Source organism: Pseudomonas sp. UBA5666 (genome assembly GCF_002420785.1).
GTDB lineage: Bacteria > Pseudomonadota > Gammaproteobacteria > Pseudomonadales > Pseudomonadaceae > Aquipseudomonas > Aquipseudomonas fulva.
This window is the reverse complement of record NZ_DIIQ01000021.1, coordinates 21,120-43,489: the sequence shown is the minus strand read 5'-3', so window position 1 is coordinate 43,489 and position 22,370 is coordinate 21,120. Positions and strand designations below refer to the sequence as shown.

23 protein-coding genes are annotated in these 22,370 nt (G+C 62.0%); 10 read left to right on the top strand and 13 right to left on the bottom strand.

Annotated elements, in window-relative coordinates:
- On the bottom strand, nucleotides 1-812 hold an 812-nt coding region (locus B2Y33_RS11745; RefSeq protein WP_288632936.1), incomplete at its 3' end, for a phosphoenolpyruvate carboxykinase (ATP).
- A gap of 179 nt (nucleotides 813-991) precedes the next feature.
- Entirely contained in the window at nucleotides 992-1,891 is a 900-nt protein-coding gene (gene hslO, locus B2Y33_RS11740) for an Hsp33 family molecular chaperone HslO (protein ID WP_028688178.1), read from the bottom strand.
- 105 nt (nucleotides 1,892-1,996) lie between these two features.
- On the opposite strand from hslO, the gene B2Y33_RS11735 reads away from it, so the two are divergent.
- Nucleotides 1,997-2,791 (top strand): phosphatase PAP2 family protein, encoded by a 795-nt coding sequence (locus B2Y33_RS11735; RefSeq protein WP_027914117.1) that lies wholly within the window; start codon nucleotides 1,997-1,999, stop codon nucleotides 2,789-2,791.
- Between the two features lie 25 nt (nucleotides 2,792-2,816).
- On the opposite strand, the gene B2Y33_RS11730 is transcribed toward B2Y33_RS11735, so the two are convergent.
- Complete coding sequence (locus B2Y33_RS11730; protein WP_206405234.1) at nucleotides 2,817-3,218, bottom strand: RNA-binding S4 domain-containing protein; 402 nt, start codon at nucleotides 3,216-3,218, stop codon at nucleotides 2,817-2,819.
- A gap of 109 nt (nucleotides 3,219-3,327) precedes the next feature.
- Here B2Y33_RS11730 and B2Y33_RS11725 point away from each other — a divergent pair, with 109 nt between their 5' ends.
- Complete coding sequence (locus tag B2Y33_RS11725; protein WP_023535750.1) at nucleotides 3,328-3,810, top strand: ATP-dependent zinc protease; 483 nt, start codon at nucleotides 3,328-3,330, stop codon at nucleotides 3,808-3,810.
- On the top strand, nucleotides 3,807-4,712 hold the full coding sequence (rimK, locus tag B2Y33_RS11720; protein WP_027914119.1) for a 30S ribosomal protein S6--L-glutamate ligase: 906 nt from the start codon (nucleotides 3,807-3,809) through the stop codon (nucleotides 4,710-4,712). The genes B2Y33_RS11725 and rimK overlap by 4 nt, the downstream gene beginning before the upstream one ends.
- 83 nt (nucleotides 4,713-4,795) lie before the next feature.
- On the opposite strand, the gene B2Y33_RS11715 is transcribed toward rimK, so the two are convergent.
- The gene (locus B2Y33_RS11715; protein WP_027914120.1) at nucleotides 4,796-6,109 is read right to left on the bottom strand and encodes an ATP-binding protein; all 1,314 of its coding nucleotides are present in this window, start codon (nucleotides 6,107-6,109) and stop codon (nucleotides 4,796-4,798) included.
- A 13-nt stretch (nucleotides 6,110-6,122) separates the two neighbouring features.
- The gene (gene ompR, locus B2Y33_RS11710) at nucleotides 6,123-6,863 is read right to left on the bottom strand and encodes a two-component system response regulator OmpR (protein ID WP_027914121.1); all 741 of its coding nucleotides are present in this window, start codon (nucleotides 6,861-6,863) and stop codon (nucleotides 6,123-6,125) included.
- A gap of 216 nt (nucleotides 6,864-7,079) precedes the next feature.
- On the opposite strand from ompR, the gene B2Y33_RS11705 reads away from it, so the two are divergent.
- The 4 genes from B2Y33_RS11705 to B2Y33_RS11690 all read left to right on the top strand — a co-directional run bounded on the left by B2Y33_RS11705 (nucleotide 7,080) and on the right by B2Y33_RS11690 (nucleotide 12,151).
- Nucleotides 7,080-9,404, top strand: coding sequence for a Tex family protein (locus B2Y33_RS11705; RefSeq protein ID WP_027914122.1), 2,325 nt, complete (start codon nucleotides 7,080-7,082; stop codon nucleotides 9,402-9,404).
- Nucleotides 9,404-9,787: a PaaI family thioesterase gene (locus B2Y33_RS11700; RefSeq protein WP_033694972.1), complete on the top strand. Its 384-nt coding sequence runs from the start codon at nucleotides 9,404-9,406 to the stop codon at nucleotides 9,785-9,787. The genes B2Y33_RS11705 and B2Y33_RS11700 overlap by 1 nt, the downstream gene beginning before the upstream one ends.
- Nucleotides 9,788-9,941: 154 nt before the next feature.
- On the top strand, nucleotides 9,942-11,519 hold the full coding sequence (gshA, locus tag B2Y33_RS11695; protein WP_241194868.1) for a glutamate--cysteine ligase: 1,578 nt from the start codon (nucleotides 9,942-9,944) through the stop codon (nucleotides 11,517-11,519).
- Complete coding sequence (locus tag B2Y33_RS11690) at nucleotides 11,519-12,151, top strand: TetR/AcrR family transcriptional regulator (protein ID WP_206405235.1); 633 nt, start codon at nucleotides 11,519-11,521, stop codon at nucleotides 12,149-12,151. Before gshA ends, B2Y33_RS11690 begins: the two co-directional genes overlap by 1 nt.
- A gap of 27 nt (nucleotides 12,152-12,178) precedes the next feature.
- Here the strand turns inward: B2Y33_RS11690 and B2Y33_RS11685 are convergent, their stop codons facing one another.
- The 8 genes from B2Y33_RS11685 to B2Y33_RS11650 all read right to left on the bottom strand — a co-directional run bounded on the left by B2Y33_RS11685 (nucleotide 12,179) and on the right by B2Y33_RS11650 (nucleotide 19,214).
- Entirely contained in the window at nucleotides 12,179-12,394 is a 216-nt protein-coding gene (locus B2Y33_RS11685; protein WP_003255829.1) for a TOBE domain-containing protein, read from the bottom strand.
- A 33-nt stretch (nucleotides 12,395-12,427) separates the two neighbouring features.
- The gene (ssuB, locus tag B2Y33_RS11680; protein ID WP_028688181.1) at nucleotides 12,428-13,240 is read right to left on the bottom strand and encodes an aliphatic sulfonates ABC transporter ATP-binding protein; all 813 of its coding nucleotides are present in this window, start codon (nucleotides 13,238-13,240) and stop codon (nucleotides 12,428-12,430) included.
- Nucleotides 13,237-14,034 carry an aliphatic sulfonate ABC transporter permease SsuC gene (gene ssuC, locus B2Y33_RS11675; protein ID WP_027914127.1) on the bottom strand — a complete coding sequence of 266 codons (798 nt, stop codon included), beginning with the start codon at nucleotides 14,032-14,034 and terminating at the stop codon, nucleotides 13,237-13,239. The genes ssuB and ssuC overlap by 4 nt, the downstream gene beginning before the upstream one ends.
- A 10-nt stretch (nucleotides 14,035-14,044) precedes the next feature.
- Nucleotides 14,045-15,193, bottom strand: coding sequence for an FMNH2-dependent alkanesulfonate monooxygenase (gene ssuD / locus B2Y33_RS11670; RefSeq protein ID WP_027914128.1), 1,149 nt, complete (start codon nucleotides 15,191-15,193; stop codon nucleotides 14,045-14,047).
- Between the two features lie 57 nt (nucleotides 15,194-15,250).
- Complete coding sequence (locus B2Y33_RS11665; protein WP_027914129.1) at nucleotides 15,251-16,216, bottom strand: sulfonate ABC transporter substrate-binding protein; 966 nt, start codon at nucleotides 16,214-16,216, stop codon at nucleotides 15,251-15,253.
- 84 nt (nucleotides 16,217-16,300) lie between these two features.
- The gene (gene ssuE / locus B2Y33_RS11660; RefSeq protein WP_197874607.1) at nucleotides 16,301-16,894 is read right to left on the bottom strand and encodes an NADPH-dependent FMN reductase; all 594 of its coding nucleotides are present in this window, start codon (nucleotides 16,892-16,894) and stop codon (nucleotides 16,301-16,303) included.
- Nucleotides 16,895-17,076: 182 nt separating this feature from the next.
- Entirely contained in the window at nucleotides 17,077-17,718 is a 642-nt protein-coding gene (locus tag B2Y33_RS11655; RefSeq protein WP_049696777.1) for a peroxiredoxin, read from the bottom strand.
- 161 nt (nucleotides 17,719-17,879) lie between these two features.
- On the bottom strand, nucleotides 17,880-19,214 hold the full coding sequence (locus B2Y33_RS11650) for an OprD family porin (RefSeq protein WP_027914131.1): 1,335 nt from the start codon (nucleotides 19,212-19,214) through the stop codon (nucleotides 17,880-17,882).
- Nucleotides 19,215-19,705: 491 nt separating this feature from the next.
- Here B2Y33_RS11650 and tauA point away from each other — a divergent pair, with 491 nt between their 5' ends.
- The 3 genes from tauA to tauC are packed head-to-tail and all read left to right on the top strand — an operon-like array spanning nucleotide 19,706 to nucleotide 22,326.
- Nucleotides 19,706-20,677, top strand: a complete 972-nt coding sequence (gene tauA / locus B2Y33_RS11645; protein ID WP_028688183.1) for a taurine ABC transporter substrate-binding protein — start codon at nucleotides 19,706-19,708, stop codon at nucleotides 20,675-20,677.
- Nucleotides 20,678-20,704: 27 nt separating this feature from the next.
- Nucleotides 20,705-21,490, top strand: a complete 786-nt coding sequence (tauB, locus tag B2Y33_RS11640) for a taurine ABC transporter ATP-binding subunit (RefSeq protein WP_028688184.1) — start codon at nucleotides 20,705-20,707, stop codon at nucleotides 21,488-21,490.
- Nucleotides 21,487-22,326 (top strand): taurine ABC transporter permease TauC, encoded by an 840-nt coding sequence (tauC, locus tag B2Y33_RS11635; RefSeq protein WP_028688185.1) that lies wholly within the window; start codon nucleotides 21,487-21,489, stop codon nucleotides 22,324-22,326. Before tauB ends, tauC begins: the two co-directional genes overlap by 4 nt.
- Nucleotides 22,327-22,370: the final 44 nt, after the last annotated feature.

The window sequence follows — 22,370 nt, the reverse complement described above, 5'->3', positions numbered from 1 at the left end:
ACCGGCTCGTTCTTCTCGGACAGGTCGATGCACTTGGCGTAGCAGCCACCTTCCATGTTGAAGACGACACCTTCACCCCAACCGTGCTCATCGTCACCGATCAGGTAACGGCTCTCATCAGCCGACAGCGTAGTCTTGCCGGTGCCGGACAGACCGAAGAACAGGGTGACATCACCCTCTTCGCCGATGTTGGCCGCGCAGTGCATTGGCAGTACGTCGGCAGCCGGCAGCAGGAAGTTCTGTACCGAGAACATGGCTTTTTTCATTTCGCCAGCGTAACGCATGCCAGCGATCAGCACTTTCTTCTGGGCGAAGTTGATGATCACGCAACCATCGGAGTTGGTGCCATCACGCTCAGGCTCGCAGACGAAGTTGGCGACGTTGAGGATCTGCCATTCGCCACGGCCAGCCGGGTTGAACTGCTCCGGGTTGATGAACAGGCAACGACCGAACAGGTTCTGCCAGGCCGTCTGGGTCGTCATCTTGACCGGCAGGTAGTGCTCGGCCGCCGCCCCTACGTGGACGTAGGAAACGAAGTGATCCTGGGCGTTGTTGAACGCCTCGACGCGGTCCCACAAGGCATCGAACTTGTCGGCCGGGAACTTGCGGTTGATCGGGCCCCAGGCGATGGCGTCCTGGGTGGAAGGTTCTTCGACGATGAAACGGTCAGCCGGGGAACGGCCGGTACGGTGGCCGGTCTCCACGACCAGTGCACCCGTGTCGGCTAGTACACCTTCACCGCGTTGCAGCGCTTCTTTTACCAGCTCATCGACGCTCAGGTCGGTGTACACGGTGTTGTTGGCTTGCGTCATGAGATACCCCATCCGGCCCGAGGCCGAGTGCTCCAAACGTTTTGTAGTCGTTTCAGAAAAACTACTACAGCGAAAAAAGTGGCCGGATTATGCCAGAAACGCCCAAAAAAAGTAGGCCCCTCCTGTCAGAACCGAGCTTTTGCGCAATTCGACAGGAGAATCTCCTGTAGTGAAACGTTTCAGTGAAGAGTTTCTGAGGCAGAGTCCGTGCCGCCGCCCGCAAAGAGCTGTGCGACATCGCTGGCATCGAAGAAATACCGCTCATTGCAGAACTGGCAGTCGATCTCCACCGTACCGCCGCATTCCTCCACCAGCGCCTTGGCATCGGCTTCGCCCAGGCTTACCAGCGCATTGCCGGAACGCTCGCGCGAGCAGCTGCAATTGAAGCGCAGGGGCTGAATGTCGAACAGCCGCACGGCATCTTCGTGGTACAGGCGGTGAAGCAGGGTTTCGTTGGCTTCCTCCCACTCTTGCGGCTTGAGGGTCTTGGCCAGGGCCACTACATGCTGCCAGCTGTCCTCACGTTCCTCGTCATCAGGCTGACGGTCACGCGGCAGTTGCTGAAGCAGCAGACCACGGGCCTTGCCGGCCTCGGCGTGCAGCCAGAAACGCGTGTTCAGCTGTTGGGATTGCACGAAGTAGTTGGTGAAGCATTCCGAGAGGTCGGCGCCGTCTAGTTCGACAGTGCCCTGGTAGCGCTGGCCCCTGACCGGATCGATGGTCAGCGTCAGGTGCCCGCCTGGCATCAGCTCGGACAGGGTGGCATCGGCTGCAATCTGGTCGGCCTCGTAGCGGGCCATGCCACGGATGTCGCGGTCCCCGGAGCACTCGACCATCAGCAAGGGGATAGGCCCTGCCGAGCGCGCCTGCAGGATCAGCAGGCCGTCGAACTTGAGGGCACCGACCAGCAGCGCGGTGGCGGCCATCAGCTCGCCGAGCAAGGTCTTGACCGGCGCCGGGTACTCGTGACGCGCCAAAACCGCAGCGTAGCTGTCATCGAGAGACACCCACTCGCCGCGCACATCGCGCTCGTCGAAGATGAAACGTTGGGTGAAATCTGTATCTGGCAAATCGCTCATGGTTGTCTGGCTATCTGAAAATAATGACAAGATAATTGCCGGGATTTGCAATCCCGTCGTCGAGCGTTTCGGGCGCTCATTCCCGTTAGGAGATCGAGGTATCTTATGGACAATCGACCACTGTTCCAAGCGAGGTGGTCCTGGGGGCCATTGGTAGCCTGTACGCTACTGCCCATCGCACTACTGTGTTTCTGGTTATGGCCTGTTGGCCAGATGCTGTGCCTGGCATTCGACGAATGGCTGTTCCACAGCCTCAATGCACCGCTGGCTGAAAACACTGCCTGGCGCTACATCTGGACCGTCGGCAGCCTGCGCCCGTTCGACATCGTCGTCGGCCTGATCCTGCTGGCCACGCTGATCCGCGGCGACTGGGTGTTCAAGGCTGCCCAGGTTCGCCAGGCATTTTTCGGCTTTCTGGTCACGCTACTGCTCTTAGTGGTGATTCGGGCACTGTTTTCCAAGTGGGTCGACGCGGCCGGCTGGCAACACAACAGCCCGTCGATGATGCTCGATGGCGCCGTTCACCTGAGCGACTACTACCCACACCTGGAGGCAACCTGGGAACTGAAGGACCGTTCCAGCAAGAGCTTCCCGGGCGATCATGCCTCGGTATTGCTCATCTGGGCGTTGTTCATGAGCGTCTTCAGCCGCCGCGTCGGGCAGTACCTGGTGATCTGGGGGCTGGCTGTGGTGTTCATGCTGCCACGCCTGGTCGCTGGCGCACACTGGGGCCAGGATGACTACATCGGCGGCCTGTTGATGGCGGTGCTGGCACTGGGCTGGAGCCTGTATACGCCCCTGGCGGCCAGAAGCAGTGCTGCGCTGGTGCGCTGGACCGCTCCGCTGTTCAGGCTGTTGGGCAGGTTGCCGCTGGTCGGCCGAATGGCCGTGTTGCGCTGAGGCCTGGGCCGCCATGCGGCCACAGCTACTCGAAGCTTCCGTGCAACTGATGTATCTGGCGGCGCTGCTTCTTGGTCGGCCGCCCATCGGTGGTGACACCGGTGGCACCGGCCTTGCGCAGCGCCGCAGCCTGCTCGCGCCGGCGCACGCTTTCTTCGGTTTCTTCATACAAAGCCTGCGCTTCAGGCGCACTGCGGCGCACTGCCGACAGCGCTTTTACCACCACCGTGCGCTCGTCGAAGCCTGTACGCAGAACGAATTCATCGCCCACCCGCGGCTCCTTGCCCGGTTTGCATCGCTCACCACGGCAATGCACCTTGCCACTTTCGATGGCCGCCTTGGCCAGCGCACGCGTCTTGTAGAAACGCGCTGCCCACAACCACTTGTCCAGGCGAACCTTGTCGTCATCTTCGACTTTCTGTGCCATCCCGATACCTCGAATTCCGTGATTGGGGGAACTGTACTACCGTAAGCATCGGATGCAAAAATTCCCCGCCATGCTTACAGTTCACTCTCTCATCCGCTGGGTGCGTTTCGTGAAGACATTTGATCATCTGACTGTAATTGGCCTGCGGGAATGGGTAGCCTTGCCCGAGCTGGGCGTGGCAGGGCTACGCGCCAAGATCGACACCGGCGCCAGCACCTCCAGCCTGCATGCCACCGAGATAGAACCTTTCGAACGCAATGGCCAGCCGTGGGTCCGATTCACTGCGCACCTGGGTTCGATCGTGCAATTGCGTCACCGCCGCTGCGAGGCGCCGCTGGTGAGCATGAAAACCATCCGAAGCTCCAATGGCCACGCCCAAACCCGTTATGTCATTCGCACCACGCTCGCGTTGGGTGACAGGGTATGGGCAGTCGAATTTACCCTGGCTTGCCGCAAGAGCATGCGTTACCGCCTGTTGCTGGGTTCCAAGGCCCTGATTCACGGCCAGTTGGTCGTCAATCCGGGCCTGAAGTACGTACAAGACAAACCTGCCTTTCCGGCCACCCACACTACCTTGACAGGTGCTGCATGAAGATCGCTGTGCTTTCGCGTAATCCGCGTCTGTATTCCACCCGCCGCCTGGTCGAAGCCGGTACCCAGCGTGGTCACGAGATGGTGGTGATCGATACCCTGCGGGCCTACATGAACATCGCCAGCCACAAGCCGCAGATTCACTACCGCGGCAAGCCACTGGAAGGGTTCGATGCAGTCATCCCGCGCATTGGTGCCTCTGTCACTTTCTATGGCTGCGCTGTGCTGCGCCAGTTCGAAATGATGGGGGTGTACCCGCTCAACGAATCGGTCGCCATCGCACGCTCGCGCGACAAGCTGCGCTCGCTGCAATTGCTGTCGCGCCGTGGCATTGGCCTGCCGGTCACCGGCTTTGCCCATTCGCCCGATGATATTCCGGACCTGATCCAGATGGTCCACGGCGCCCCGCTGGTGATCAAGGTCCTCGAGGGCACCCAGGGCATTGGCGTGGTGCTGTGCGAAACCACCAAGGCGGCCGAATCGGTGATCGAAGCCTTCATGGGGCTCAAGCAGAACATCATGGTGCAGGAGTACATCAAGGAAGCCGGTGGTGCCGATATCCGATGCTTTGTGGTGGGTGACAAGGTGATCGCCTCGATGAAGCGCCAGGCCAAACCGGGCGAGTTCCGCTCCAACCTGCACCGTGGTGGTGTTGCCAGCCTGATCAAGATCACCCCGGAAGAGCGCATGACGGCCATCCGTGCAGCCAAGGTGATGGGCTTGAGCGTGGCCGGGGTCGACATTCTGCGCTCCAACCACGGCCCACTGGTGATGGAGGTGAACTCGTCACCGGGGCTGGAGGGCATCGAGGTGACTACCGGCAAGGACGTAGCCGGCATGATCTTCGAACACCTGGAGAAGAACGGCGGGCCCAACCAGACCCGGACCAAGGGCAAGGGCTGATCACCCCGCTGGCCGCCTGCCAGGCCCGCCGGCTTCCTCGGTGGCTGATCGCCCCTTGGAAGCACGCCAGGCCAAGCTTGCGGTCAGACAGCGTTGCGCGGCAACAGCAACCCCAAGGGTAACCGTACCCGTGCTTCGATACCGCCTCCGGAACGATTGCGCAGTTCGACGTTTCCGCCATGCTGGGCGGCAATTCGCTTGACGATGGCCAGGCCCAGCCCGGTGCCTTTGCCGCCTCGCGCACGGTCACCCCGAATGAACGGGTTGAAGATGGTCTCGAGCTCGGATTCGTCGATCCCTGCCCCCCGATCAAGCACGCTCAGTACCACGTACGGGGCGCTTTCATCCCCCGAGACATAGGCTGCAACCTCGACGCCCTTGCCCGCATGGTGCAGGGCGTTGCCAATCAGGTTGCCCAGCATGCGCTTGAGCGATACCCGGCGCACTGGAAACGGCGGTATAGGCTCCAGGCACAGCCGAACACGCTCCTCGGGCTGGTTGTAGGGTGCAACCACTTCACGCACCAACGCTGCAAGATCGACTTCTTCGAGGGGTTCGTCACGCCCGTCGCGAATGAACGCCAGGAACTGGTCGAGAATGGCGTCCATGTCTTCGATGTCGCGCACCATGTCGTCGCTCAGCTCACTGTCGCTGCCGAGCAGGGACAGTGAAAGCCGCAGCCGGGTCAGCGGGGTGCGCAAGTCGTGGGACACGCCGGCCAGCATCAACTCGCGCTCGCGCCCGGCTTGCTCGACGTCTTCGGCCATCTGGTTGAAGGCTTTGTACACCTCGGTCATTTCGCTGGGCGTGTCGCTGACCGGCAGGCGCACACTGCGCCCCTGGCCAAGCTGGCGCGCGGCGAACACCAGTCGTTTGAGCGGCTGGTTCAATTGACGCACGAATATCCAGGCCGATGCGGTGGACAGCAAGCCGATGGCCAGGAACCACCCCAGCACGTTCCAGATTTTCTGCCCGCGCAACGGGTGGGGGTACAACGGCACCTTCAACCAGCCCGGGCCCAGGCTGGGCGCGTTGACCCACAAGGCAGGCGGCGCATGGATACGCAGCCGTACCTCGGTGTCCTCGCCAAGCTCGGCCTGCATCTGCCGTTGGTAAATCTCGCTATAGGGCCAGTGTTGCTCGCCCTCGGGTACGCCTGCACCGGTCACCCGGATCAGGCCTGCCGCTTCGGCGATCTGGTCACGGTTTTCTTCGTCGGCCGCCCAATAGGCGCGCAAGGTCAATGCCACGCCGTGGCTGTACTGGCGATCGACCAAGACGTCCTCGTTCATCAGCAGGTAGACCAGGGTCAACGCCTTGGAGAACAGAACGACGATCAGCACCAGCCACAAGGTGCGCGCGAAGAAACTCTGCGGAAACCACAGCGGCGTCTTCATCTAGGCAGCAGCGTCATTTGCCGGCGTTTCCGTCCGGTACGAACACATAGCCCACACCCCATACCGTCTGGATGTAGCGCGGTTTGGACGGGTCTGGTTCGATCATGCGGCGCAGGCGCGAGATCTGTACGTCGATGGAGCGCTCCAGCGCATCCCATTCACGCCCGCGTGCCAGGTTCATGAGTTTGTCGCGGGTCAACGGTTCGCGGGCATGCATCACCAGGGCCTTGAGCACAGCGAATTCACCCGTGGTGAGCATGTGCACTTCGTTGCCACGCTTGAGTTCGCGGGTGGCCAGGGACAGCTCGTAGTCGCCGAAGGTGACCGACTCGTCCTCGCTGCCCGGCGCACCGGGTACCGAAGGCGCCTGACGGCGCAGCACGGCCTTGACCCGGGCCATCAGCTCGTCGGGGTTGAATGGCTTGCCGAGGTAGTCGTCGGCGCCCAGTTCCAGGCCCTTGATGCGGCTGAGCTCGTCACCCTTGGCCGTGAGCATGATGATGGGAATCTGGTTGTTGTGCTGGCGCAGGCGCTTGCAGGCGGACAAGCCGTCTTCGCCCGGTAGCATCAGGTCGAGCACCACCAGGTTGAACACTTCACGCTGGAGCAGGCGGTCCATCTGCTCGGTGTTGGGGACCGCGCGGGCACGATAACCCTTGCTGGTGAAGAAACGTTCAAGCAGGCTGCTGAGCCCTGGATCGTCATCGACGATCAGAATTTTTTCACCTTCAGCGGTAGTTGGCGTGCCGGTCATGAATTACTCCTCTGGTATCGCTGCGCATTATGGCGTAGCCGCTACAACGCGTGCCGTGAGCATTGTTAGCAGATTTTTCCCGGGACGCCACTTCCAACTGGCGCCAGGCCATCACCGCAAGCTGTTTGCGATGGGTATAATGCGCCGCTTTCATCCAGCGCCGTCGGGCGAAAGGCCCACCGGCGACTCCGTATTCAAGAACGTCAGGTGGTTTACATGGACAGCATCAACAGCCGTATCGCCGAGGAACTGGGCGTACGCCCACAACAGGTCGAGGCGGCCGTGGGCCTGTTGGACGAAGGCTCTACCGTGCCTTTCATCGCCCGTTACCGTAAAGAGGTGACCGGTAGCCTGGACGACACCCAGCTGCGCCATTTGGAAGAGCGCCTGCGCTACTTGCGCGAGCTCGACGAGCGTCGCATCAGCATCCTTGCCAGCATCGAGGAGCAAGGCAAGCTGACGCCGGAACTGGCGCGCGAGATCAAGCTGGCCGACACCAAGACGCGCCTCGAAGACCTCTACCTGCCCTATAAGCAAAAGCGCCGCACCAAGGGCCAGATCGCCCTGGAAGCCGGTCTGGGCGAGCTGGCCGACAGCCTGTTCGCCGACCCGTCCCTGGTCCCGGAAAGCGAAGCGGCGCGCTTTGTCAGCGCCGACAAGGGCGTGGCAGACGTCAAGGCTGCGCTGGAGGGGGCCAAGTACATCCTCATGGAGCGTTTCGCCGAAGATGCAGCCCTGCTCGACAAACTGCGCAGTTTCCTGAAGCAGGAAGCGGTGCTCAGCGCACGCGTGGTGCCCGGCAAGGAAGAGGAAGGTGCCAAGTTCCGCGACTACTTCGCCCATGACGAACTGCTGCGCAGCGCGCCGTCGCACCGCGCGCTGGCGATCTTCCGCGGGCGCAACGAAGGTGTACTCAGCGCTTCGCTGAAAGTGGGCGAAGAGCTGCCGGGTACCCTGCACCCGTGCGAACTGATGATCGGCGAGCACGTCGGCATCGAGAACCGTGGCCGCGCGGCCGACAAATGGCTGGGTGAAGTGGTGCGCTGGACCTGGAAGGTCAAGCTCTACACCCACCTGGAGACCGACCTGTTCGGTGAACTGCGCGACAATGCCGAGGGTGAGGCGATCAACGTCTTCGCCCACAACCTGCATGACCTGCTGCTGGCAGCGCCCGCTGGCCCGCGCGCCACGCTGGGCTTCGACCCTGGCCTGCGCACGGGCTGCAAGATCGCCGTGGTCGATGCCACCGGCAAGCTGCTCGACTACACCACCGTGTATCCCCATGCACCCAGGAACGAATGGGACCGCACGCTCTCGGTAATGGCTGCGCTGTGCGCCAAGCATTCGGTCGAGCTGATCGCCATCGGCAATGGCACCGCCAGCCGCGAGAGCGACAAGCTGGTGGCTGACCTGGTCAAGCAGTACCCTGCCCTGAAGATCACCAAGGTCATGGTCTCCGAAGCCGGCGCCTCGGTGTACTCGGCATCGGAGCTGGCGGCCCGGGAATTCCCCGATCTGGATGTGTCGATCCGTGGCGCGGTCTCGATTGCCCGTCGTTTGCAGGATCCACTGGCCGAGCTGGTCAAGATCGATCCCAAGTCCATCGGCGTGGGCCAGTACCAGCACGACGTGTCGCAAGTGAAGCTGGCACGCGGCCTCGACGCCGTCGTCGAGGACTGCGTGAACGCCGTTGGCGTGGACGTGAACACCGCGTCGGTCGCCCTGCTCACGCGTATTTCGGGGTTGAACACGACCCTGGCACAGAACATCGTCGCCCATCGCGATGCCAACGGCCCGTTCGCCACCCGTGCAGCCTTGAAGAAAGTCAGCCGGCTGGGTGAAAAAACCTTCGAGCAGGCCGCAGGCTTCCTGCGCGTGATGAACGGCGACAACCCGCTGGACGCGTCTGCCGTTCACCCCGAGGCCTACCCGCTGGTGCAGCGCATCGCCGCCAACACCGACCGGGACATCCGCTCGCTGATCGGGGACAGCAGCTTCCTCAAGCGCCTGGACCCAAAGAAATTCACCGACGAAACCTTCGGCCTGCCCACGGTGACCGACATCCTGCAGGAACTGGACAAGCCTGGCCGCGACCCGCGTCCGGAGTTCAAGACGGCCACCTTCCAGGACGGGGTCGAGGACCTCAAGGACTTGGAGCCTGGGATGATCCTGGAAGGCGTAGTGACCAACGTCACCAATTTCGGCGCCTTCGTGGACATCGGCGTGCACCAGGATGGGCTGGTGCATATCTCGGCGCTGTCGGAAAAGTTCGTCAAAGACCCACGCGAAGCGGTCAAGGCCGGCGATGTGGTCAAGGTCAAGGTCATGGAAGTGGACATCCCGCGCAAGCGTGTCGGCCTGTCCATGCGCATGAGCGATACGCCGGGCGAGAAGGTCGAAGGCAACCGGGGTGGCGGACGTGGCCAGGGGGGTGGCCGTCAACAGCCAGCGCCCCGTCAGCGCGAGACCGCCACTGCAGCGCCGGCCAACAACGCCATGGCTGCCCTGTTCGCCAACGCCAAGCAGTTGAAGAAGAAGTGATGGACGTGGCACCCGAGTATGTGCAAAGCGCCTTCAGCCAATTGCTGGGCTGCAGCCTGCAACGCCTGGAAGCGGGCGTTGCCGAGGTGAGCCTGGCGGTGGCGCCGCACCTGCGCAACCGTGGCCAGAAGCTTCATGGCGGGGCGATCTTCAGCCTGGTGGACATCACCATGGGGCTGGCCTGCTCGTCCAGCCACGGCTTCGACCAGCAGAGCGTCACCCTCGAATGCAAGATCAACTACCTGCGCGCCGTCAGCGATGGCGAGGTGCTGTGCACCGCTCGGGTGCTGCACGCAGGCAGGCGCACGCTGGTGGTCGACGCTGACGTAGTCCAGGACGACAAGCTGGTTGCCAAGGCGCAAGGAACCTTCGTCGCGCTCTAGCTCACAAAGCATTATCTGCGGTAACTTCGGCAGTGCGCGCGCACTGCTGGGGCCGCGGTAAACCAGGCGATAACGCCCGTTCCCTTCCCCCTACCCTTGTAGACCGTCATCTCTACCCCCATATTGGGGCGACTGACGCGTGAAGGAATACATCTTGAGCACACTCCTCAACCGCCGCCTGAGCTTGCTCGGCGATAATCTCCCCTTGCTCAAGCAGTGTCTGCACGGCATTGAGCGCGAATGCCTGCGCGTGACAGACAGTGGCCGTCTGGCCCAGACACCGCACCCCGAAGCACTGGGCGCGGCGCTGACCAACGAACAGATCACCACCGATTACTCCGAATCATTGCTTGAATTCATCACCCCGGCGCTGCCTGACGCCGCTGCGGTGCTGGAAAACCTCGAGCAGATCCACAGGTTCGTCTACACCAAGTTGAGCGACGAGTACCTCTGGAGCCCGTCGATGCCGTGTTCGCTGCCGGCTGAAGAAGACATTCCCATCGCCGAGTACGGCACTTCCAACATCGGCAAGCTCAAGCATGTCTATCGCAAGGGCCTGGCCCTGCGCTACGGCCGCACCATGCAGTGCATTGCCGGCATCCATTACAACTTCTCGCTGCCCGAGGCCCTGTGGCCATTGCTGCGCGAAGCCGAAGGCAGCACTGAAAACGAACGGGATTATCAGTCGGCCGCGTACATCGCCCTGATCCGCAATTTCCGTCGCTACAGCTGGCTGCTCATGTACCTGTTCGGCGCTTCGCCCGCCTTGGACAAGGGCTTTCTGCGGGGCCGCGCCCACCAGCTCGAAGAGCTCGATGGCGACACCCTCTACCTGCCCTACGCCACCAGCCTGCGCATGAGCGACCTGGGCTACCAGAGCAATGCCCAGGCGGGCCTGACGCCCTGCTACAACAACCTGTCCAGCTACACCGACAGCCTGCGCAAGGCGGTAGGCACGCCGTACCCACCTTATGTGGAGGTCGGCACCCATGTCGATGGCGAGTGGGTACAGCTGAACACCAACATTCTGCAAATCGAGAACGAGTACTACTCCAACATCCGTCCCAAGCGGGTGACCTACTCCGGCGAACGTCCAATCCAGGCGCTCACCTCGCGCGGCGTGCAGTACGTGGAGGTGCGCTGCCTGGACATCAACCCGCTCCTGCCAGTGGGCATCGACCTCACCGAAGCACGCTTTCTCGATGCGTTTTTGCTGTTCTGCGCGCTGGACGACAGCCCACAGCTCAACAACAACGAATGCAGCCAGTGCACCAGCAATTTCCTGAGCGTGGTCAAAGAAGGCCGGCGTCCAGGCCTGAAGTTGCAGCGTGATGGGCAGCCTGTGCCGCTCAAGGACTGGGCCAGCGAGCTGATTGCTCAGATCGCTCAATTGGCCGACCTGCTCGACCAGGCCCAGGGCGGGGATGAGCACGCCAAGGCCCTGCAAGCCCAGCAGGCAAAGGTCGACGACCCCGAGCTGACCCCATCGGCCCAGGTGTTGGCGCGCATGACCGAGCATGATGAGAGCTTCATCGCGTTCTCGCTGCGACAAAGCCGTCTCCACGCCCAGACACTGCGCGAGCAGCCCCTGAGCCCCGACCAGCAGCAGGCCTTCGAAACGCTGGCGCGCGAGTCCCTGGCCAAACAGTCGCAGCTGGAACAGGAAGAAGTGGGCGAGTTCGATACCTTCGTGGGCGCCTACCAGGCCAGTATCCTGGCAATCAGCAACTGATGACCCGCGGCGTCCCAGCGCGCAAGCCACGCGCCAGCAGCCAGGCCCGGATCGAAGCGATCCTGGCAGCTGCCCGCGAGCTCCTGGCCGAGGGCGGGGTGGCTGGCCTGTCGATCTACAGCGTGGCCGAGCGCGCGCAAATCCCGCCGTCATCGGTCTACCACTTCTTCGCCAGCGTGCCTGCGCTGCTCGAAGCGCTGACTGCCGATGTGCACAGGGTTTTCCGCGAGGCGCTTGGTGCGCCGATCGACAGCAGCATGCTCACCCGCTGGCATGAGCTGTCGCGGTTGATCGAGCAACGCATGCTGGATATCTACAACGAGGATGCCGCTGCGCGGCAGTTGATCCTGGCGCAGCATGGCCTCAGCGAGGTCATGCAGGCTGACCGGCAGCACGACATGGAGCTCGGCGCCCTGATGCACAGGTTGTTCGACCAGCACTTTCACTTGCCGGTGATGCCTGCGGATGTGGATGTGTTCGCCTTGGCCATGGAATTGAGCGATCGGGTGTATGCCCGGTCGATGCAATTGCACGAGACCATCACCCCGCGCATGGCCGAAGAAGGCAAGCGGGTATTCGAAGCCTACCTGGGCTTGTACCTGCCACCTTTTCTGGTCAAGCGTTCGCACTGAGGGGCCGCAAGGCGGCCCCGTGCTCGATCACAGCTTGGCGATGGATACCTCGGTGGACTTCACGAAGGCAATCACCTCGCTGCCCACTTGCAGTTCCAGTTCACGTACGGAGCGGGTCGTGATGACCGATGTGACGATACCCGAGGCGGTCTGGACGTCGATTTCCGACAGCACCGGGCCTTCGAGGATTTCCTTGACGGTGCCTTTGAACTGATTACGGACGTTGATGGCTTTGATGGTCATTGGAGTGTTTCCTTTTCGATGGCTTCTGGGGGTTCAGTGCGCCCAACGCAACTGCGTGGGCAGGGGGGCAACAGGCTCCGGCTCGGGCGCAGTGCCCGGCGCAGAAAGGACTCGGTTGAGCACTTGGCTTTCAAGCGCGGCCAGGCGGTGCGAACCGCGCGGTCGTGGCCGTGGCAGGTCGACCGTCAGGTCGAGCCCGACTTCGCCGTCCTCGATCAGGATCACCCGATCTGCCACCGCAACCGCTTCACTGACGTCATGGGTCACCAGCAGCACGGTGAAACCATGCTGGCCCCACAGGCGCTCGATCAGTTGCTGCATTTCGATGCGCGTCAGTGCATCCAGCGCACCTAGCGGTTCGTCCAGCAGCAGCAGACGCGGTTGGTGGATCAGTGCGCGGGCAAGCGCAACGCGCTGCTTCTGGCCGCCCGAGAGGGCTGCGGGCCATTCGTTGGCGCGGTCGGCCAGGCCCACTGCCTCCAGCGCATCCAGCGCCCTGGCACGCCAATCGCCGGACAGGCCGAGCCCCACATTGTCGATGACCTTTTTCCACGGCAGCAGCCGCGAGTCCTGGAACATCAGGCGGGTTTCTTCCCGTGCCTCGTCCAGCGGTGCAGCACCTGCCAGCAGTTGCCCTGCCGTTGGTTGGTCGAGCCCAGCCAGCAGGCGCAGCAAGGTACTTTTGCCGCAACCGCTACGGCCGACGATGGCGACGAACTGGCCGGCCGGGACATGCAGGTCGATGCCTTTTAGCACCTCGCGCGAGCCGAAGGTTTTAAGCAGGCCCTTGGCGGCCAATGGAATGCCACGCAGCAGGTGTGGCGGATTGTCCTTGAGCACGGTCATGCGCCCTCCTTCCTGGCAACTTGATAAGCCGGATGCCATCGCAGCCACACACGCTCAAGGCCACGGGCAGCCAGGTCGGCGAGCTTGCCGAGCACGGCGTACAGCACGATGGCCAGCACCACCACATCGGTCTGCAGGAACTCCCGGGCGTTCATCGCCAGGTAGCCAATGCCGGCGTTGGCCGAAATGGTTTCGGCGACGATCAAGGTCAGCCACATGAAGCCCAGTGCGAAGCGCACGCCCACCAGGATCGAAGGCAAGGCACCGGGCAGGATCACCTGGCGAAACAGGCTGAACCCCGAAAGCCCGTAGCTGCGCGCCATTTCCACCAGGGCCGGGTCGACATTGCGGATCCCGTGGTAGGTATTCAGGTAAATGGGGAAGAGCGTGCCCAGCGCGACCAGAAAGATCTTCGCCGACTCGTCGATGCCGAACCACAAGATCACCAGCGGGATCAGGGCCAGGTGCGGCACGTTACGGATCATCTGTACCGAACTGTCGAGCAGGCGCTCGCCCCAGTTGGACAGCCCGGTGATGAAGCCCAGCACCAGGCCAATGCTGCCACCGATCACGAAGCCCAGCCCGGCACGCCAGCCGCTGATGGCCAGGTGCGTCCAGATCTCTCCACTGCGTACCAGGTCGACGCCGGCTGACAGTACGGCGCTTGGCGCTGGCAGAATGCGGGTTGACAGCCAGCCAGCGCTGACCGCCAGTTGCCACGCGGCCAGCAGCAGTACCGGCAGCGCCCAGGGCGCCAAGCGCTCTGTCACGGTATTCGAGGCTTTGCGACTCATACAGTACCCCTCATCGCTGGGCCACGGACTTGGGCAAGATGTCGTTGGCAACCATCTCGCCGAACGGGCTCACGTAGCCGCCGCCGGTGGCAGGCTGAGGCCGTTGTACGTCCAGGTGCGGGAACAACAGTTCGGCCACCCGGTATGACTCTTCCAGGTGCGGGTAACCGGAGAAGATGAAAGTGTCGATGCCCAGGGCGGCATACTCCTTGACCCGTGCGGCGACGGTCGGGCCATCGCCCACCAGCGCAGTGCCTGCACCTCCGCGAACCAGGCCTACCCCAGCCCACAGGTTGGGGCTGACTTCGAGCTTGTCGCGGCTGCCATTGTGCAGCGCGGCCATGCGCTGCTGCCCTACCGAGTCAAAACGGGCAAGCGATGCCTGGGCGCGAGCGATGGTGTCGTCGTCCAGATGGGATATCAGTTTTTCAGCCGCTTCCCACGCTTGCGCATTGGTCTCGCGCACGATCACATGAAGACGAATGCCAAACCGCACCTCGCGCCCTTGAGCAGCTGCCTTATCGCGCACCTGGGCGATCTTTTCAGCCACCGCGCTGGGCGGTTCGCCCCAGGTCAGGTACAGCTCGACCTGCTCTGCAGCCAGGTCTTGGGCGGCTTCGGACGAACCACCGAAATACAACGGTGGACGAGGCTGCTGGATGGGTGGGTACAACAGCTTCGCGCCTTTGACCTGGATGTGTTTGCCGTCGTAGTCGACTTCTTCGCCTTCAAGCACCTTGCGCCAGATGCGGGTGAACTCGACAGACGCTTCGTAGCGCTCCTGATGATTGAGGTGCAGGCCGTCACCGGCCAACTCATCCGGATCACCACCGGTTACCAGGTTGAACAGCGCCCGGCCATTGGACAGGCGATCGAGCGTGGCGGCCTGCCGCGCGGCGACTGTCGGCGAGATGATCCCAGGGCGCAGGGCTACCAGGAACTTCAGCCGTTCGGTAACAGGAATCAGGGAGGCGGCCACCAGCCAGGAATCCTCGCAGGAGCGCCCGGTGGGTATCAGCACGCCGCCGAACCCCAGGCGGTCGGCCGCCTGGGCAATCTGCTGCAGGTAGCCATGGTCGACCGCCCGGGCGCCTTGCGCGGTGCCCAGGTATTTGCCATCACCGTGCGTGGGGAGGAACCAGAAGATGTTGAGGCTCATTGGAGTTGTCTCCTAAGGGATAGCTGAGCCGGGGAAGGCCCGGCACGGGCAGATCAATCAAGGTGCACTGGCAACCTTGGCCGGGGGTGTCCAGATCACGTCCTTGATGCGCAGCGGCTTGGGTATGAGCTTGAGCGTCTGGAAGGTGTCTGCGATTTTCTGCTGGGCCGCCACTACGTCCGGCGTCAAGGGCGCTGCGCCGTAGCCTTGGCGCTTGACGGACGTCAGGGTGATGTCCGGCGTGAGCCCAAGCAGCGGAGCGACCTGGTCGGTGACCTCCTGCGGGTTGGCCTGCGACCACTCACCGACCGCACGTACCTGTTCGATGACGGTATTGATGACGGCCGGGTGCTGATTCGCATAACTGCGCGTGGCCAGGTAGAACTGATGGTTGTCTACCAGGCCCTGGCCGTCACGCAGGGTGCGGGCTTGCAGCTGCTGCTCGGCGGCGGCCTGGTACGGGTCCCAGATCACCCAGGCATCGACACTGCCACGCTCGAACGCTGCGCGCGCATCGGCCGGGGGCAGGTAGACCGGTTGAATATCGGTGTACTTCAGGCCTGCGTCTTCGAGTGCCCGTACGAGCAGGTAATGGACATTGGAGCCCTTGTTGAGGGCGACCTTCTTGCCCTTGAGTGCCTGCACCGACTGGATCGGCGAGTCCTTGGGCACCAGGATGGCCTCACTGTGGGGTGCGGGAGGCTCGTAGGCCACGTACAGCAAATCGGCCCCGGCGGCCTGTGCGAATACCGGAGGCGTTTCGCCGGTCACGCCGAAATCGACAGAACCGACATTCAGCCCTTCGAGCAGCTGAGGGCCGCCGGGGAACTCGGTCCACTGCACCTGCACGCCCTGCTCAGCCAGGCGCTTTTCCAGCGTGCCCTTGGCCTTGAGCAGCACCAGGGTGCCGTATTTCTGATAACCGATGCGCAGGGTTTCAGCCTGTGCCTGGGTGATGGCGCCGAGGGACACAGCCGCCGCAAACAGGGCGACCAGACCACGACGCAAGAAGATTGTGCGCATGGCGCTCTCCTGTGCGATGGGGTTCGGGTTGCACCTGCTTGCCTCGTTGACGGGCGAGTAAGGTGATACAGCGGGTTTGCCGGATCAGATGCTCCAGCGAGCACTGATCAGGCGATCATTGAGCACACCGGGTGCTACCGGGCGCGGGCGCCTGGCCAGGGCCAGGTGGAAGGTTTCCAGCGAGTCGTGCAGCCGCTCTTCGAGGGCAGGCGCCAGCTGGGCCGGCTTATTGCCTTCGGCATAGGCGATCTGGCTGTCGTCGGCAAAGATCCCTTGCAGGGTCTCCTGGGCCTTGAGAGCCGACAGCACGGGCTTGAGGGCGTAATCCACGGCCAGCATGTGGGCAATGCTGCCGCCCGTTGCGATGGGCAGTACTACCCGGTTGGCCAATGCGCGCTCGGGCAGCAGGTCAAGCAGGGTTTTCAGCGCGCCAGCGAACGAAGCCTTGTACACCGGCGTGGCAACGATCAGGCCATCGGCCTGGGCCACCAACTGTTGGAAGTGCTGCACGTGCGAGCTGTCGAAGCGGGCATGCAGCAAGTCTTCGGCAGGAAAGTCGCGCACCTGCAAGGTGACGACTTCAACGCCACGGTGCTCGAGCCACTGCCGCGAACGTTCGAGCAACACGCCTGAGCGTGAGCGAGGACTTGGGCTACCACCGATTGATACGACCAGCATTGCTGCGCTTCCTTGGGTTACGGTAGGACGACATTATCAGCATCTTTATATATCTATAAATCATATTTAATTCTTTATTTATTCGATTTAGGTATTTACTGGTCGGTTTTTTGGTCAAAAAAAAAGGGCCGTCGAAACGGCCCGAAAATCCCTGCTTGGCTAAGCGCTATGCAACACAGTATTCACGCTCGGTTCGGTTGAGGCGTCAGACGCAGATAGGGTTTGACCGCCTTGTAGCCTTTTGGAAAGCGTTGCCGGATCTCTTCTTCGTCCTTGAGCGAAGAAACGATCACCACGTCGTCGCCGTCCTGCCAGTTGCCTGGCGTGGCGACCTTGTGCGAATCGGTCAATTGCAACGAGTCGATGACCCGCAGGATCTCGTTGAAGTTTCGCCCGGTACTGGCGGGGTAGGTAATCGTCAGGCGAACTTTCTTGTTCGGGTCGATGATGAACAGCGAGCGTACGGTGAGGGTATCGCTGGCATTTGGGTGGATCAGGTCGTACAGATCGGACACCTTGCGGTCGGCGTCGGCGAGGATCGGGAAGTTGACCACGGTCTGCTGGGTTTCGTTGATGTCGTCGATCCAGCGGTGATGCGAGTCGACCGGGTCGACCGACAGTGCAATGGCCTTGACTCCGCGCTTGGCAAATTCATCCTTGAGCTTGGCCGTGAGCCCCAATTCGGTGGTGCACACCGGGGTGAAGTCGGCAGGGTGCGAGAACAGCACGCCCCAGCTGTCGCCCAGCCATTGGTGAAAACGGATCTTGCCTTCGCTGGAATCCTGTTCGAAATCCGGGGCGATATCGCCGAGTTTGAGGCTCATGGGATGCAGCTCCTGTGCTGGGGTGCCTGTGGAATGAATGTGCCTGAATTTCTTCAAACTTAAAAAGAATAAATAAAGCTTTGTTAATGCTTTTTATGCATAACAAATTTTGGTCACAAAAAAGCCTCGCATCAGGCGAGGCTCTTTAATGTGGCTACGGCTTACAGGAAATTGTAAGTGTAGTTCACGATGAAACGGGTCTGGTCCTGATCGGCCAACGAGCTTTCACCGGTGCCGCGGTATACACCGTGGCGCAGGCTCGCACCCAGGCCTTTGAACGTGCCTTCCTGGATGACGTAGTCGATCCGGGCGTCACGTTCCCACTCGCTGAAGTGGCCATTGCCGCTGGCGTTCTTGCCGTCTTCACCCTTGAGGTAGGAAACCGAAGCCTTCAGGCCCGGTACGCCGAGGCGCGCGAAATCGTAGGCGTATTGACCGAATGTGGTGTTCTCACCGGCCTTGGCGAACTGGTTGATCATGCTGTCGGTGAACAGGTAGAAGCTGGCGCCGCCGGCGCCTTCGAGCGAGGAACGCGAACCGTCCTTGCGCACGCTACCCTGGTTCAACCAGACGAAACCACCGTCGTCGTTGACGCGCTGGTGACCGAGCATGAGCGAGTGACCGCCCAGGGTGTAGGTGAACATTGCCGACCAGGTCTTGTTGTCGACCTCGCCAGGCGTCTTGGCAAAGCCGCCGTTGTTGTTGAAGGTGTAGCCCGAGTCACCGTTACGGCCATCGCTGCTGCTGTTGAAGTAGCGCAGGTCAGTCTTGAACGACTGGTCGTCAGCGATCTTGAAGACGTGGGTAGCGCCCAGGAAGTGCTGCTTGTAGAAGTCTTCCAGGTTCGAGTAGTAGTACTGCAGGGTCAGGTCTGGAGTGAGCTTGTAGTCCAGGCCGCCATAGCGGAACTTGTTGCTGTCACGGAAGGCGCCGTTGACCGACAGGCCGGTGCGGTTGCTCGAGGCGCGGCCCATGGCGTGGGTCAGCTGACCGGCGTTGATGGTCAGGTTGTCGATTTCCTTCGACTGGAGGGTGCCACCTTCGAAGGTCTGCGGCAGCAGACGGCCATCGTTGGAGACCAGGATCGGCAGGTTAGGCGCCAGGGCGCTGCCGTAATGGACTTCAGTCTTGGAGAACTTGGCCTTGGCGTTGGCACCCAGGCGAGCCCACTGGCTGACGGCGGAGCCGTCGGAATCGCTTGGGAAGAAGCTGCTGTTGTCAGGGTGTTTGCCACGGCCGCCATCGAGGTGGATGCCCCACAGAGCCTGGGCGTCTACACCGAAACCAACGGTGCCCTGGGTGAAACCGGACAGGTAATCCAGTTTGAAGCCCTGGCCCGATTCACGGTTGTCGGCGCCGCCGTCACGGTTGTCGCCATTGAAGTACATGGTGCGCGAGCTGACCGACAGCTTGCTGTCTTCAACGAAACCGGCAGCACCTGCTTGTTGGGCGAGAACACCCAGTGCCACGGCCATGGCCAGGCTGGACTTGTACATGCTTTGCTCCTCTACGTTCTAATTTTTGTGTATCTCAGGCGGCCGGGTCTGTTGCCCCGCTCACCGTGGATGGGCGATTTAGTCCCAAAGCGTGACCCTTTAGTCAATCATTTCTAAACGTTTCGCGACTTTGGTCTAAGGCGCCAACCTGCGCTACAGGATAATGACAATCCTATAAATCCAAAATGACTGTTTTGTGAATCGGTAAGACTTTTAAGGAATATGTAAGGAACCATTACTGCATTTTGTTGTAGCAAGTGGGTTTCTCATAACCCCCGGCTATTTGCAATCGTTTGCTCATAACCTCATTCCAATTGGATCTATGGGGACGCTGAGCCTAGCAGCGTCGGCTGATTTCGCCATTGCGCGTGGTCAAGCATCGACCAAGGGTGCCAAACACGCGCTAAGCTAATTCTTAAAAGTTATTTATTTTTAGTTTTTTAGATCAATTAGCCTTAGCTCATGCATCCTTTACCCGATGAGAGCTCACCATGAACCCGCACCGCACCCTGCGAATTCTCAGTACCTTAGCCCTTGCTGGCGCCAGCTGGATGGCCCAGGCGTCAGACTTGACAGTGGCGTATCAGACGACGGTCGATCCTGCCAAGGTGTCGCAGGTCGATGGCGACTACGAGACGGCGACCAAAGCCAGTATCGACTGGCGCAAGTTCGACAATGGTGCCGATGTGATCACCGCCGTTGCCAGTGGGGACGTGCAGATTGGTTATCTGGGCTCCAGCCCATTGGCAGCCGCCGCAACGCGCAAGCTGCCGATCGAGACGTTCCTGATCGCCACGCAGATCGGGGCCGGCGAAGCGCTGGTGGTGCGCGATGAAATCAAGACACCCCAGGATCTTGTGGGCAAAAAAGTCGCTGTTCCCTTCGTGTCAACCGGGCACTACAGCCTGCTGGCAGCACTCAAGCACTGGAACATCGATCCTGCCAAGGTGCAGATCGTGAACCTGGCCCCGCCCGCGATCATCGCGGCATGGAAACGTGGCGACATCGACGCCACCTATGTCTGGGATCCTGCGCTGGGCGTGGCGAAGGAAACCGGCAAGGTGCTGATCACCTCGGGCGAGCTGGGCAAGGCAGGGGCCCCCACCTTCGACGCCTGGATCGTGCGCAAGGACTTCGCATCCAAGCACCCCGACGTGGTCAGGGCCTTCGCGCAGGTCACCCTGCAGGCGTATGCCGACTACCGAAAGGACCCGCAAGCCTGGCTGGCGAACCAGGACAACGTCGCCAAGTTGGCCAAGCTGTCCGGCGCCAAGCCTTCGGACATCCCGGTGTTGCTGCAAGGCAACGTCTACCCGCTGGCCGCAGACCAGGCCAGCGCCCTGGGTGCGCCCACTACCCAGGCCCTGACCGACACGGCCACGTTCCTCAAGCAGCAAGGCAAGGTCGAGGCCGTACTGCCGGACTACAGCCCCTACGTCAGTGCCCAGTACCTCCCCCACTGAATTTGCAGACAATGACAGGAGCCTGACATGGCCTTGCTCGAACTGGAGCGCATCAGCGCACAGTACCCTGGTGCCGCGAGCCCGGTGCTGGCCGACATCACCCTGAGCGTAGGGCCGCGGCAGTTGCTGGTGGCGCTTGGGCCCTCGGGCAGCGGGAAGACCTCGTTGCTGAACCTGATCGCAGGATTCGTCAGCCCCAGCGCGGGACGCATCACGCTCGACGGCGTGCCCGTGCAGGGGCCAGGGGCCGAGCGTGGCGTGGTCTTTCAGGATGATGCCCTACTGCCCTGGCAGAACGTGCTGGGCAATGTCGCCTTCGGCCTGGAACTGGCCGGCGTGCCACGCGCGGCACGTGAAGCCAGAGCCCGCGAGATGCTCGCCCTGGTCGACCTTGCAGAGTTTGCCGAGCGGCGCATATGGCAGCTTTCAGGCGGCCAGAAGCAGCGCGTGGGCCTGGCCCGTGCATTGGCCGCCGACCCTGGCGTACTGCTGATGGATGAACCGTTCGGTGCCCTGGATGCGTTCACCCGCGAGCACATGCAGACGCTGCTGCTGGATATCTGGCAGCGCGCCGACAAACCTGTGTTCCTGATCACCCATGACATAGAGGAGGCCGTGTTTCTCGCCACTGAGTTGGTGCTGCTCGCACCCAGCCCAGGGCGCATCGTCGAGCGGCTTCAATTGGACTTCGGCCAGCGTTACGCCAACGGCGAGCCGGCGCGGGCGATCAAGTCCGACCCGCGCTTCATCGAAGCGCGCGAGCATGTGCTGGCCCGGGTCTTTTCGCACCGTCAATCCCAGGAGCGCGCATGAGCAGCATTGATATACCAGCGGCCAGTGAGCCCACTGTTCAATCAGCACCTGCCGCCAGCGGGGCTCGCTTGCTGCCCACCCGTTGGATCAGCGCATTGACCCTGGCCAGCCTAGTGCTGACCTGGTGGTTGGTCACGGCTGCCGGGTGGGTCGAGCCCCTGTTTCTGCCCTCGCCTGCTGACATCACGGCCAAAGCCTGGGTCTTGCTCACCCAAGGCTACATGGATGCCAGCCTGTGGCAGCACCTTGGCGCCAGTCTCGGGCGTATCGGCACAGCACTGCTGGCCGCGGTGTTCACGGCCATCCCGATAGGTATCGCCATTGGTTATAGCCGCGTGGCACGGGGCATCTTCGACCCGTTGATCGAGTTCTACCGGCCTATCCCCCCGCTCGCCTACTTGCCGCTGATCGTCATCTGGTGCGGGATCGGCGAGCTGTCGAAGGTGCTGCTGATCTACCTGGCGATCTTCGCGCCCATCGCCATCGCCACTGCCACGGGCGTGCGCACCACCGACCCGGCCAAGCTGCGAGCCGCGCAATCGCTGGGTGCGACCAGGGCCCAGCTGATTCGTCACGTGATCCTGCCCAGTGCGCTGCCCGACATTCTGACGGGCATCCGGATTGGCCTGGGCGTCGGTTGGTCGACGCTGGTAGCGGCCGAACTGATCGCCGCCACCAGCGGCCTTGGCTTCATGGTGCAGTCGGCCGCGCAATTTCTGGTCACCGATGTGGTGGTGCTGGGCATCCTGCTGATCGCGCTGATCGCGTTCGCGCTGGAGATGAGCCTACGCGCGCTGCAACGTCGACTGGTGCCCTGGCACGGGCAAAGCCACTGAACCCTACCGCTCGTGCGCCCGCAAGGGCGCCTGCCTGAAGAGAC